We start from the raw sequence: 11,764 nt of genomic DNA on the forward strand, positions 1-11,764 counted from the left end.
TTCTCGTTGCGGGACGGAGAGGGGCGCAGCTTTTGACCTCAATGCAGTGGGCCTGCCATAGCCGAAGCGGCGGCCGACCCGGCGCTTTGGGATGCTGCAATGGATGTGGCTGCGGACGCTACTGGAAGCTTTGGCGCAATGCTATTCGACGCGAAAGGGCATCTCCCCGGCATACCGAAAGGTCGCCGAATGGGTCCGTCGCTCGAGACATACGTCAAGGATGGCTGGATCGACCGGGACGAGCGATGCAACCTGTTGCCTCTGTTGATCCGGAGAGGCGCCGTCAGCGAGCTTGACGTACTGACGCCCGAGGAAATCGCCAGGCATCCCTACTATCAGGAATTTCTCGCGCCATTCGGCCTGCGGTGGTTTGCGGGTGTGAAGGTTGCGGCAGGCGATGCCTCTGGTGCCTGTCGATCCAGCAAGGCCCTTTTTCGCCATCCGAGCTGCAGAGCCTTGCCGACTTCTCAAGACAGTTGGGTTCTGCGGTTGCGCTCGCGAGAATGCTGAGCTTCGCGCGTGCCGAAGGCGCGATGGGTGCATTCAGCGCTAGCGGCACGCTTGCAGTGATGCTTGACCGGAACGCCGCCGTGATCCTGGTGAACGAACCCGCAGAGAGACTGTTCGGTCGAGACCTTTGGGTGACCGGCCGCCATTTGGCTTGTGCCGACAAGAACGCCACTGATGCCCTTAGGCGCGCATTTCACGTGCTGCTGCGAAATCCGACCCCGCCAGCGATGCTGAATCCCGTCCCGCTGCCCCGCCTCGGAGGCAGACCTCTGCTAGCTTATCCGACGCGCCTGCCAAGAATTACCACGAAAGCCCATCCTGTCAGATAGTTGTCTGCTTTGTCGATCCGGACATTCATCCTCAACCGTCGGAGGTCGCCTTGCGGACTTGCTTCGGGCTGACCCCTGCCGAGGCGAGACTGGCTCGCCTGGTTTCATCGGGCGCAGAGTTGAAGGCCGTCGCGGACGACTTGGGAGTCACTTACGAAACCGCCAGGAATCAGCTGAAAGCCGTCTTCGCCAAAACCGAGACCCATCGCCAGCCCGAACTGGTAGCGTTGCTCGCGAGAATAGCCAGCACCGCCCAAACTGAATGACTCTATTCGGTTGAATCGCTGTCCGGCAATTGCATGTCGGTGATGACGTTCTCGCCGTTAGTCTCGTCATAGGCGATCACGATATCCATGCCGGGTTTCAGCGCATCGAGATCGGTTTCGGCATTGAGCTTGTAGGATTTGCCGTCGTCTAGTGTCAGCGTCAACGTGTCCTTGTCGACCTCTTTGATCAGGCCTTCGGTTTGGCCGGCGAATGCGGCAGTGGAAAACAGCAACATGGCGGCAACGGCGCCGATCAGGATACGCATCATCGTCCTCTTATCATTGCGCCGGCTCGGTGGCGGCGGGTGTTCAACAGACGGATCGAGGGAAGCAGAAACCAACCGAATGTGTCAAAACTAAATCCGCCAGATCACAGTTTGACCACTGCGGAAAACGCCAATAGAACGCAGACTGCAGCGGCGCGCGTCCCTGTTGGACGGGCGCAGGACGCTGTAGCACTTTGATTTTGCGCATGACCCCAAAAATCGCTCCGATTTTCGGGTCATGTGCTAAGCCGGCTCCGATGCCGGCAGGGCTGGTTTCATGTCTCACAATACGTTTGGCCACCTTTTCCGCGTCACCACCTGGGGCGAAAGCCATGGCCCAGCGCTCGGCTGCGTGGTCGACGGCTGTCCGCCCGGCATCCGCTTCACGCGCGCTGAGATCCAGGCCGACCTCGACAAGCGCCGCCCGGGTCAATCGCGTTTTGTGACGCAGCGTCGCGAACCCGACGAGGTCAAGATCCTGTCCGGCTTCATTCTGGATGAGGACGGCGAGACCATGATCACCACCGGCACGCCGGTGTCGATGCTGATCGAGAATGTCGACCAGCGCTCCAAGGACTATGGCGAGATCGCCCGCCAGTACCGGCCTGGTCATGCCGATTACACCTACGATGCCAAATACGGCCTGCGCGACTATCGCGGTGGCGGCCGGTCTTCGGCCCGCGAGACAGCGGCGCGGGTGGCGGCCGGAGCCTTGGCCCGCAAAGTCGTGCCCGGCATGACCGTGCGCGGTGCGCTGGTATCGATGGGGGAGAAATCGATCGACCGCGCCAACTGGAACTGGAATTTCGTTGGCGACGCCGAAAATCCGTTCTTCACGCCCGACCCGGCATCGGTCGCCGTCTTTACCGCGTATCTTGACGGCATCCGCAAGGCTGGTTCCTCGGTCGGCGCGGTGATCGAGATCGTCGCCGACGGCGTTCCGGCAGGCCTCGGCGCCCCGATCTATGCCAAGCTCGACCAGGACATTGCCTCGGGCCTGATGTCGATCAATGCCGTAAAGGGTGTCGAGATCGGTAACGGCTTCGAGGCCGCCCACATCACCGGCGAAGAGAATGCCGACGAGATGCGCATGGGCAATGACGGCAAGCCGGTCTTCCTCTCCAATAATGCGGGCGGCATCCTCGGCGGCATCTCGACCGGCCAGGCGATCGTCGCGCGCTTCGCCGTCAAGCCGACCTCGTCGATCCTGACCCCGCGAAAGTCGATCGACAAGGACGGCAACGACGTCGAGATCATGACCAAGGGCCGGCATGACCCGTGCGTCGGCATCCGCGCCGTGCCGATCGGCGAGGCGATGGTTGCCTGCGCGATCGCCGATCACTATCTGCGTCATCGGGGACAGACAGGGAGGGGAGTAGGGGAGTAAGGCAGTAGGGGAGTATGTTACGCAGCTCCCGCGACCGTATTTTCCTTTTTCCTACTCCCTTACTGCCCTACTCCCCTACTCCCGCGAGCAAAGCGAGCACTTATGCCTTACGACCAGAAGAAAATCGTCGAAGCCCTGCGCGCCTTCGAACGCGGTGAGATCGTCGTCGTCATGGACGATGACGGGCGCGAGAACGAGGGCGACCTGATCGTCGCCGCCGTCCATTGCACGCCGGAAAAGATGGCGTTCATCGTCCGCAACACCTCCGGCATCGTCTGCACGCCGATGCCGCGCGAGGAAGCCAAGCGGCTGAATCTTTCGCCGATGGTCGCCGACAATGACTCGGCCCACACCACCGCCTTCACCGTCAGCGTCGATTTCAAGCACGGCACGACGACGGGCATCTCGGCCGACGACCGCACATTGACCGTGCGCAACCTTGCCAACGGCAATGTCGGGGCGTCCGATTTCGTCCGCCCCGGCCACATCTTTCCGCTGATCGCGCGCGAAGGCGGCGTGCTGATGCGTTCGGGCCATACCGAAGCAGCGGTCGATTTGTGCAAGCTTGCCGGCCTGCCGCCGGTCGGTGTCATTTCCGAGCTGGTCAATGATGACGGCACTGTGATGCGCGGCCCGCAGGTACAGGCCTTCGCCGAAAAGAACGGTTTGAAGCAGATTTCGGTCGCCGACCTCATCGCCTACCGCCAGCGCAAGGAAACCTTGGTCGAGCGTGTCGCCTGTTCGGACATCGAAACGCCTGGCGGCAAGGCGCAGGTCTTCACCTACACGCTGCCCTGGGACTCGATGCACCATGTGGCGATCGTCTTCGGCGACATCCGCGATGGCGAGGAGGTGCCGGTGCGGCTGCATTCAGAGGATGTGGTGACGGACGTCTTCGGCACCAGCCACAGGCTGGACGCCATCATGAAATCGATGGGCGAGCGCCGGCGCGGCGTCATCGTCTATCTGCGCGAAGGCTCCGTCGGCGTCGCCCATCAGGAGCGCAACCGGCCGGCTGCCGGCGATCGCGAGGACCATGAAGAGGCGCGCCGCCGCGAAAGCGAATGGCGCGAGATCGGTCTTGGCGCGCAAATCTTGAAGGATCTTGGCATTTCCTCGATCAACCTGATCGCCTCGCGCGAACGCCACTATGTCGGGTTGGAAGGCTTCGGCATCCATATCGCCAAGACCGAGATTCTTTAGTCTGTTGGAGACAATGGAGATGAGCTTCGAGGCATATCTCAGTTGTTTTGAAAACGGCGAACAGAGCTATTTTACAACATCGATCGTGAACGACGCCTTCGCACCGTTCATCACCAGCCGCGATCCTGAATTCTCATGCTGGTTGGTCACCTATCAGGACTCTCCGTCGGCATTGGATCAAACCGACCTTTATCTAAATCTCGATCCGGACGACGCGTCGCGGTGTTCGGGGTTCACGGTGGCGCGCCCCACTTCCAACATTCGCCTATTCGATTCGCTCCTGAGAATTCTCCAGGCAACCAACTCGACCATCTATTGTCCCGGCGAGTGTCCACCAATGGTGGGGCGTGCCGAAGCAATTGCCCATTTGAGCCCCGAATTGGTCGAGGCACTGGGAACCCCGGTCGTCGTCCTGAACGGAAATGAGATCAGGGATCGGTTGGAAAGATCGTAGAACTCCAGATCCGGCCAGCGGCATTCGTCGCCCATTCTTATCCTCCTTCTCAACCTGATCGCCTGAAAGGCGGCGTCAAGGCGTATGCCGAGACGCGATTCGATGCGTCTTGCTTAGTGCGGATTGCGACGTCCCGAGCCTGGCCACAGCGCGTGAGACTCGGCTCCGCCAGAAAGGCATTCAGGTCGGCACGCTCCATACGCCGCGCCTTTCTGATGGTCGCGTCTGCCTGACGGCCAGGTCCGCCTGGTGGATAGTGACTCGCGCGCCAGCATTCATGACTCTCATGCAAAAGAGCATGCGAAGTTAAGCCCCTAATCGCAAGCGTATACGCCTTCGAAAAGGAGGACGTCCGGCCCCGCTTGGGACCGGACGCATAGAGACTATTCAGCAGGAACCGCGACTGCGTCGCATGCGGAGGTGTCGCAATCGGCCGTGGCAAGGCTGCGCTGGCCGGCGAGCACGATGACCAGCGCGATTGCGCCCGCCGCCACCGACACCAGGAACCCGCTCTGTGCGCCGAAGGCGTCCACCACCCATCCGGCGGCGAAGGAGCCGAGCGCCATGCCGATGCCTATGCCGGTCATGACCCAGGTGACGCCCTCGGTCAGCACGGCCTCCGGCACGCGCCGCTCGATCAGGCCGAATGCCGTGATGAAGGTCGGCGAGATCGCCACGCCGCTAACGAAGACGGCCAGTGCCAGAAGAGGTACCGTGTCGGCGACGAGCAGCGGCAGCGTGGTGAGCGCGATGATGGCGATCGCGATGGCAAGCTGAATTTGCAGCGGTGTTTTCAGGTTCAGGGCGCCGATGATGATGCCGACGACAAACGATCCGAGGGCGTAGACGCCGATGACGAGGCTGGCGGCGCCGGGCTGGCCGAGCTCCTTGGTGATCGCCACGGTGCTCACCTCCGTGGTTGCGAAGGTCGCGCCGATGAAGATCAGGGCCAAGGTGATGATTTGGACCGGCCGCAGGCGGATTGCCGAGCTGCGCGAACCAATTTCCACCGGTCGCACTCGCGGCTCGGTCGAGCGCTGCAGGATGAAGGCTGTCGAGCCGAAGGCGAGGAACAATGTGCTCGCCAACATTCCCGCTTCCGGGAAAAGGGCGACGCTCAGTCCCACCGATAGCGAAGCCCCGGCGATGTAGACCAGCTCGTCCGCCGCCGACTCGAAGGCGAACGCGGTGTTCATCTCGGGGCGATCTCGGAAGAGCTCTGTCCAGCGCGCGCGCACCATTGCGGGGATGCTGGGCATTGCGGCGGCCAGCAGCGCTGACACGAACAGTGTCCATATCGGCCAGTCCTGATTGGCCGCCGCAATCAGCACTACGAAAGCGAGCGCGGAAATGACAGTGGTGGGCACCACAATCCGCGCTTGGCCGAGGCGGTCCACCAGCCGCGATATCTGCGGCGCGACGAAAGCATTGGCCAGCGCATATGTCGCGGAGACGGCGCCAGCCAGCCAGTATTCGCCGTGCGTCTGCGACAGCATCGCGACGATCCCGATCGGAGCCATGGCCATCGGCATCCTGGCAACGAAGCCGGCTGCGGCGAAGCCCTTGGCTCCCCTTGCCTTGAAGATTTCGCGATAGGGATTGGGCATGAGAACACTCCTGGATTTTTGAGGCCGAGCCACTTATATACGTGGCGTATGCAAATCAAATAATGACATACGACGCGTATGTCAATTAATATACGAGACGTATGTGAAGGAATGAGCGAATGGGGCACAAACCACGCAAGGAGATGATCGCGGAGACCCGCGCCAAATTGGTCGCGGCGGCGCGCCATGCCTTTGGCACTGTCGGCTATGCCGAGGCGTCGATGGACGACTTCACCGCATCGGCCGGGCTGACGCGTGGCGCGCTTTATCATCACTTCGGCGACAAGAAGGGCCTTCTCCAGGCGGTCATCGCCGAGATCGACGGGGAAATGTTGGCCCGGCTGAAGATCGTTTCGGCCAGGGCGGACACTCTCTGGCAGGGCTTTGTCGACGAATGCACCGCTTATATCGAGATGGCGCTGGAGCCGGAGATCCAGCGTATTGTCCTTCGCGATGGACCGGCGGTGCTCGGCGATCCTTCGCAATGGCCGAGCCAGAACGAATGCATCCGCTCGATGAGCGAGAACCTTCAAAGGCTGAGGGACGAGGGAACCATCGTTGCCGTTGATCCCGAAGCCGCAGCAAGGTTGGTCAGCGGCGCCTCGCTACATGCCGCGCAGTGGATCGCAAATTCGGAGGATCCCGAAGCGACGTCGAAAAAGGCGGTGAAGGCGTTCAACGTGCTTTTGGAGGGGCTGCTCAAACAAGGCCGCGGGATTGCCCGTCCACAAGCACCGGCTGAGATTGACAAATCGCTGGCCTGAGTCTGTGTCGAGACCGTCGAAGGCCAGGTGCCCGACCCGAATGGGACCGGCCGAGGTGCTCTCGAACCTCACGCAACTCAAGGAGAGGGCGCTGGCCTCGCTCGGCCGTTCGCGCTGGCCCCAACTGCTAAACCCTGTTGAACGTCCGGCTTTGGTGGCGCGAAAACATGGTCAAAGCCGCCATGTGCGCCTATATCGGGGCATGGTCACAAGGCTTTATACCCACCCGATCTTTCTCGAGCACATAACGCCGCCCGGTCATCCGGAGCGGCCCGACCGCCTGCGCGCCATCGAACGCGTGCTCGACGACGAAGCCTTTGCCGCCCTTGATCGTGCCGAGGCGCCGGAAGGCGACGAGGCCACCATCCTCTACGCACATCCGCAGGAATTCGTCGAACGGGTCCGCGCTACGATACCGGACACCGGTATCGCTCGCGTCGACGCCGACACCACCGCCAGCCCGAAAAGCTGGCAGGCGGCCGTGACGGCGATCGGCGCTGCCAACGCCGCCGTCGACGATGTCTTTCGGGGCAACGTCGCCAATGTCTTTGTCGCCGCCCGCCCGCCCGGCCACCACGCCGAAAAGACGACGTCCATGGGCTTCTGTCTGTTCAACACCGCGGCGATCGCGGCGCGCTACGCGCAAAGGCAGCACCAGGCCGAGCGCGTTGCCATCGTCGACTGGGACGTGCATCACGGCAATGGCACGCAGGATATTTTCTGGGACGATCCGTCGGTGCTCTATTGCTCGACGCACCAGATGCCGCTTTATCCCGGAACCGGCGCCGTGAGCGAAACCGGCGCCGGCAACATCGTTAACGCGCCGTTGGCGCCGCAGACCGGCAGCGAGGCTTTCCGCGACGCTTTCCTGTCGCGCATCTTGCCGGCGCTCGACAATTTCGCACCCGACCTCATCATAATTTCCGCCGGCTTTGACGCGCACCACCGCGATCCGCTGGCCGAGATCAACCTGACCGAGGACGATTTCGACTGGGCGACCGGCCAGTTGATGCAGCGTGCCGGTCGCCACAGCGACAACCGCCTCGTCAGCCTGCTCGAGGGCGGCTACGATCTGCAGGGATTGGCATTTTCGGTCGCCGCCCATGTCGGGCGACTGATGAAAGGATAGACGATGGCTGGTGAGACCAATGAAGACGTCAAGGCAATGAGCTTCGAGCAGGCGCTCGACGCGCTGGAAAAAATCGTCGATGATCTGGAGCGCGGCGACGTGCCGCTCGATCAGTCGATCCGCATTTATGAGCGCGGTGAGGCACTGAAGGTACATTGCGATCGGCTGCTCAAGGCGGCCGAGGACAAGGTCGAGAAGATCAGGCTTTCGCGCGACGGCAAGCCGGTGGGGACAGAGCCGCTGGATGCTGAGTAAAGTATGATCCCGAACCGAAGGTCCGCGTTGGCGCAAAGCGGAAACCGGTTTTCGGACAAGATCATGCTCAAACTAGGATAAAAGCGAGACGCGGAGGTCCAGAAAAGCGATGTGCAGAAACATCAAGACCCTGTTCAATTTTGATCCGCCGGCGACGAACGAGGAAATTCGCGACGCGGCGCTTCAGTTCGTCCGCAAGCTGAGCGGATCGACACGACCCTCGAAGCGGAATCAGGACGCCTTCGATCATGCCGTCGATGCTATCGCTGCGTCGGCTCGCGAGCTTCTCGATTCTCTCGAAACCACGCACCATCCGCGCAGTCGCGAGGAAGTCGCGGCCAAGGCGCGCGCAAAAGCGGCAATCCGTTTCGCCTGATTTGATGGCAACCGTGCATCTGACAAGGAGGTTTCGTGAGCTTCTTCCCCGGAAACGACCCCCTGCCCGGTGACGCCTTCGCCAGCGACCAGATCGAACTGATGGTTATTCCGAACGCCAAGGACATTGGCGGCTTTCAGGTTCGCCGTGCCTTGCCGACCGCCAGGCGTCGGCTGGTCGGTCCCTTCATCTTCTTCGATCGCATGGGCCCGGCGATTTTGCGGGCCGGCCAGGCGCTCGACGTCCGTCCGCATCCGCATATCGGCCTGTCGACGGTGACTTACCTGTTCGACGGCAAGATCAGGCATCGCGATTCGCTCGGCACCGAAATGGTAATCCAGCCCGGCGACGTGAATTTGATGACCGCCGGCCGCGGTATCGTCCATTCCGAGCGTACGCCACAGGAGCTGCGCGGCGCGCCGATGTCGGTTTCCGGCCTGCAGACATGGCTGGCGCTGCCCGACGATAAGGAGGAGGTCGACCCGATCTTCGAGAGTACGGCGGCGATGCGTCTGCCCGAGATCGACGCCGAAGGCGTCAGCGGGCGCGTCGTCATCGGCGCCTTTTCCGGGCTGCGGTCTCCGGTCGTGACCGCTTCTGACACGCTCTATGCAGACCTCAGCCTGGCGCCCGGCGCCAGCGTGAAAATCCCTGCCAATGCCGAGGAGCGCGCCATCTATACGTTGGAGGGAGAGGTCTCGGTCTCCGGCGACCGCTTTCCGGCAGAGCGGCTGCTGGTGTTTCGGCCCGGCGACGAGATTGTCGTATCCTCGGAGGGTGGAGCGCATTTTATGCTGTTCGGCGGCGCCTCACTCGGCTCGAAGCGCTACATCTGGTGGAATTTCGTGTCATCGTCGAAGGAACGCATCGAACAGGCGAAAGAAGAGTGGAAGACAGGCCGCTTCGATATCGTTCCTGGGGATGAAGAAGAGTTCATTCCTCTGCCGGACAATTAGAGCGCCGCGCGCGGTTTTGGACACGCAAAGGAAACCTTAACACTTTGAATCTGAGCCGCGTCACTCACACGCATTTACATTCGCCGGCCAGCGGCCTATTTCGCACGTGAATAAAAAGCAGGCCCTACCACCAGTGAACGCAAAGCTCCATACGCCCCTTCTCGACAAGGTCCGCATACCGGCCGACCTCAGGACGCTTGACGAACGTGATCTGCCGCAGTTGGCATTGGAGCTTCGCACCGAGTTGATCGACGCCGTGTCCCACACCGGCGGACATCTCGGTGCTGGCCTTGGCGTGGTCGAACTGACGGTCGCATTGCACTATGTCTTCAACACGCCAGACGACCGGCTGATCTGGGATGTCGGTCACCAGGCCTATCCACACAAGATCCTGACCGGCCGCCGCGACCGTATCCGCACGCTGCGGCAAGAGGGCGGCCTGTCCGGCTTCACCCAGCGCGCCGAGAGCGAATACGATCCGTTCGGCGCCGCCCACTCGTCGACCTCCATTTCCGCCGGCCTCGGCATGGCAATGGCACGCGATCTCTCCGGTGGCCGCAACAATGTCATTGCCGTTATCGGCGACGGCGCCATGTCGGCCGGCATGGCCTATGAGGCGATGAACAATGCCGGCGCGCTCGATGCCCGTCTGATCGTCATCCTCAACGACAACGACATGTCGATCGCTCCGCCGACCGGCGCAATGAGCGCCTATCTGGCCCGCCTTGCGTCGGGCAAGGCCTATCTGGGCTTGCGCGATTTCGGCAAGAAGCTGACTTCTTATCTGGGCGAGCGCGCCGATCGCGCCATCAAGCGGGCGGTCGAACATGCGCGCGGCTACGTCACTGGCGGCACGCTGTTCGAGGAAATGGGTTTCTATCACATCGGCCCGATCGACGGTCACAATCTCGAGCACCTGATCCCGGTGCTGAAGAACGTCCGCGACAATGCCGACGGCCCGGTGCTGATCCACGTCGTGACCCAGAAGGGCAAGGGCTATGGACCGGCCGAGGCGGCCGCCGACAAATATCACGGCGTCAACAAGTTCGACGTCATCACCGGCGCCCAGGCCAAGGCGCCGGCCAACGCGCCGAGCTACACGAAGGTCTTTGCCGAAAGCCTGGTCCAGGAGGCCCGAGAGGACGACCGCATCGTCGCCATCACCGCCGCCATGCCGAACGGCACCGGCCTCGACCTCTTCGGCGAGGCGTTCCCGTCGAGGACCTTCGATGTGGGTATCGCCGAGCAACATGCGGTGACTTTTGCCGCCGGCCTTGCCACGGAAGGCTTCAAACCTTTCGCTGCGATCTATTCGACCTTCCTGCAGCGCGCCTACGACCAGGTCGTCCACGACGTGGCGATCCAGAAACTGCCGGTGCGCTTTCCGATCGATCGCGCCGGCTTCGTCGGGGCCGACGGGGCTACCCATTGCGGCGCCTTCGACACGACTTTTTTGGCGACGCTGCCCGGTTTCGTCGTCATGGCCGCGGCGGACGAGGCGGAACTGCGACACATGGTGCGCACGGCGGCAAGCTACGATGAAGGCCCCATCGCCTTCCGCTACCCGCGCGGCAACGGCGTCGGCGTCGACTTGCCGGAGCGTGGCTCGGTTCTCGAAATCGGCAAGGGCCGTATCGTCAAGGAGGGCACCAAGGTTGCGCTGCTTTCCTTCGGCACGCGGCTGCAGGATTGCCTGGCTGCGGCCGAGGAACTCGGCGCGGCAGGGCTTTCCACCACGGTCGCCGATGCTCGTTTCGCCAAGCCGCTCGACGAGGACCTGATCCGGCGGCTGGCGCGCTCGCATGAGGTGCTGGTAACAGTGGAAGAGGGCGCGGTCGGTGGCTTCGCCAGCCATGTGCTGCAATTCCTGGCCCATGAAGGGCTGCTGGAAAACGGCCTGAAGGTACGCCCGCTTGTGTTGCCCGACACTTTTGTCGATCACGCCAAGCCCGAAAAGATGTACGCCGACGCCGGGCTTGATGCCGCCGGTATCGTGCGCACCGTCTTCGTGGCGCTGGGACACACCGCCAGCGCGCAAAGCGCCTGAATCAAAATCTCAACGGCTTGAATAAGCTTCCCGACGCGCGGTCGTAACTGACTGTTTGCGTTGTCATTTGGCATTCGCCTACGGTGTCTCTTGGCGCCGGTCTCGCGGCCAATCTTCTAGAAGCAGAGTGAAATCCTGATGCTTGCTACCGCGTGTGAAGAGCAGAAATGGGTGGTTTCGTGCCGTTCGATTGTCGACTGGAAATGAGCGACCAG

The 11,764-nt window shown here is 62.0% G+C and carries 12 protein-coding genes; 10 read left to right on the plus strand and 2 right to left on the minus strand.

Going from position 1 to position 11,764, the window contains the following annotated elements; translation table 11 throughout:
- Nucleotides 1-99: 99 nt before the first annotated feature.
- Nucleotides 100-510 carry a hypothetical protein gene (locus BQ8482_RS39045; protein ID WP_244602660.1) on the plus strand — a complete coding sequence of 137 codons (411 nt, stop codon included), beginning with the start codon at nt 100-102 and terminating at the stop codon, nt 508-510.
- Between the two features lie 597 nt (nt 511-1,107).
- Here the strand turns inward: BQ8482_RS39045 and BQ8482_RS08570 are convergent.
- The gene (locus tag BQ8482_RS08570; protein ID WP_095491131.1) at nt 1,108-1,371 is read right to left on the minus strand and encodes a DUF1344 domain-containing protein; all 264 of its coding nucleotides are present in this window, start codon (nt 1,369-1,371) and stop codon (nt 1,108-1,110) included.
- A 277-nt stretch (nt 1,372-1,648) separates the two neighbouring features.
- Here BQ8482_RS08570 and aroC point away from each other — a divergent pair, with 277 nt between their 5' ends.
- From aroC to BQ8482_RS08585, 3 genes are all read left to right on the plus strand, one after another.
- The gene (gene aroC / locus BQ8482_RS08575; protein ID WP_123147052.1) at nt 1,649-2,758 is read left to right on the plus strand and encodes a chorismate synthase; all 1,110 of its coding nucleotides are present in this window, start codon (nt 1,649-1,651) and stop codon (nt 2,756-2,758) included.
- Nucleotides 2,759-2,860: 102 nt separating this feature from the next.
- Nucleotides 2,861-3,961, plus strand: a complete 1,101-nt coding sequence (gene ribB / locus BQ8482_RS08580) for a 3,4-dihydroxy-2-butanone-4-phosphate synthase (protein WP_123147053.1) — start codon at nt 2,861-2,863, stop codon at nt 3,959-3,961.
- Between the two features lie 19 nt (nt 3,962-3,980).
- Nucleotides 3,981-4,415, plus strand: coding sequence for a hypothetical protein (locus BQ8482_RS08585; protein ID WP_133254709.1), 435 nt, complete (start codon nt 3,981-3,983; stop codon nt 4,413-4,415).
- 383 nt (nt 4,416-4,798) lie between these two features.
- Here BQ8482_RS08585 and BQ8482_RS08590 read toward each other — a convergent pair whose 3' ends face one another.
- Nucleotides 4,799-6,022 (minus strand): MFS transporter, encoded by a 1,224-nt coding sequence (locus BQ8482_RS08590; protein WP_123147055.1) that lies wholly within the window; start codon nt 6,020-6,022, stop codon nt 4,799-4,801.
- Between the two features lie 119 nt (nt 6,023-6,141).
- Here BQ8482_RS08590 and BQ8482_RS08595 point away from each other — a divergent pair, with 119 nt between their 5' ends.
- The 6 genes from BQ8482_RS08595 to dxs all read left to right on the plus strand — a co-directional run bounded on the left by BQ8482_RS08595 (nt 6,142) and on the right by dxs (nt 11,549).
- The gene (locus BQ8482_RS08595) at nt 6,142-6,786 is read left to right on the plus strand and encodes a TetR/AcrR family transcriptional regulator (RefSeq protein WP_123147056.1); all 645 of its coding nucleotides are present in this window, start codon (nt 6,142-6,144) and stop codon (nt 6,784-6,786) included.
- A gap of 202 nt (nt 6,787-6,988) precedes the next feature.
- The gene (locus tag BQ8482_RS08600; RefSeq protein ID WP_123147477.1) at nt 6,989-7,915 is read left to right on the plus strand and encodes a histone deacetylase family protein; all 927 of its coding nucleotides are present in this window, start codon (nt 6,989-6,991) and stop codon (nt 7,913-7,915) included.
- Nucleotides 7,916-7,918: 3 nt separating this feature from the next.
- The gene (locus BQ8482_RS08605) at nt 7,919-8,170 is read left to right on the plus strand and encodes an exodeoxyribonuclease VII small subunit (protein ID WP_029355594.1); all 252 of its coding nucleotides are present in this window, start codon (nt 7,919-7,921) and stop codon (nt 8,168-8,170) included.
- A 109-nt stretch (nt 8,171-8,279) separates the two neighbouring features.
- Entirely contained in the window at nt 8,280-8,546 is a 267-nt protein-coding gene (locus BQ8482_RS08610) for a DUF2277 domain-containing protein (RefSeq protein WP_123147057.1), read from the plus strand.
- Nucleotides 8,547-8,581: 35 nt separating this feature from the next.
- On the plus strand, nt 8,582-9,502 hold the full coding sequence (locus BQ8482_RS08615; protein ID WP_123147058.1) for a pirin family protein: 921 nt from the start codon (nt 8,582-8,584) through the stop codon (nt 9,500-9,502).
- Between the two features lie 133 nt (nt 9,503-9,635).
- Nucleotides 9,636-11,549 (plus strand): 1-deoxy-D-xylulose-5-phosphate synthase, encoded by a 1,914-nt coding sequence (gene dxs / locus BQ8482_RS08620; protein ID WP_123147059.1) that lies wholly within the window; start codon nt 9,636-9,638, stop codon nt 11,547-11,549.
- Nucleotides 11,550-11,764 lie beyond the last annotated feature (215 nt).

It is taken from the genome of Mesorhizobium delmotii, assembly GCF_900149755.1.
GTDB classification, from domain to species: domain Bacteria; phylum Pseudomonadota; class Alphaproteobacteria; order Rhizobiales; family Rhizobiaceae; genus Mesorhizobium; species Mesorhizobium delmotii.

Excerpts from the sequence above, each read along its gene's own strand:
- BQ8482_RS08610 (WP_123147057.1), top strand. The coding sequence starts at position 8,280 with ATGTGCAGAAACATCAAGACCCTGTTCAATTTTGATCCGCCGGCGACG.
- BQ8482_RS08585 (WP_133254709.1), top strand. The coding sequence starts at position 3,981 with ATGAGCTTCGAGGCATATCTCAGTTGTTTTGAAAACGGCGAACAGAGC.
- BQ8482_RS08605 (WP_029355594.1), top strand. The coding sequence starts at position 7,919 with ATGGCTGGTGAGACCAATGAAGACGTCAAGGCAATGAGCTTCGAGCAG.
- BQ8482_RS08590 (WP_123147055.1), bottom strand. The coding sequence starts at position 6,022 with ATGCCCAATCCCTATCGCGAAATCTTCAAGGCAAGGGGAGCCAAGGGC.
- BQ8482_RS08570 (WP_095491131.1), bottom strand. The coding sequence starts at position 1,371 with ATGCGTATCCTGATCGGCGCCGTTGCCGCCATGTTGCTGTTTTCCACT.
- BQ8482_RS08600 (WP_123147477.1), top strand. The coding sequence starts at position 6,989 with ATGGTCACAAGGCTTTATACCCACCCGATCTTTCTCGAGCACATAACG.
- BQ8482_RS08595 (WP_123147056.1), top strand. The coding sequence starts at position 6,142 with ATGGGGCACAAACCACGCAAGGAGATGATCGCGGAGACCCGCGCCAAA.
- ribB (WP_123147053.1), top strand. The coding sequence starts at position 2,861 with ATGCCTTACGACCAGAAGAAAATCGTCGAAGCCCTGCGCGCCTTCGAA.
- BQ8482_RS39045 (WP_244602660.1), top strand. The coding sequence starts at position 100 with ATGGATGTGGCTGCGGACGCTACTGGAAGCTTTGGCGCAATGCTATTC.
- aroC (WP_123147052.1), top strand. The coding sequence starts at position 1,649 with ATGTCTCACAATACGTTTGGCCACCTTTTCCGCGTCACCACCTGGGGC.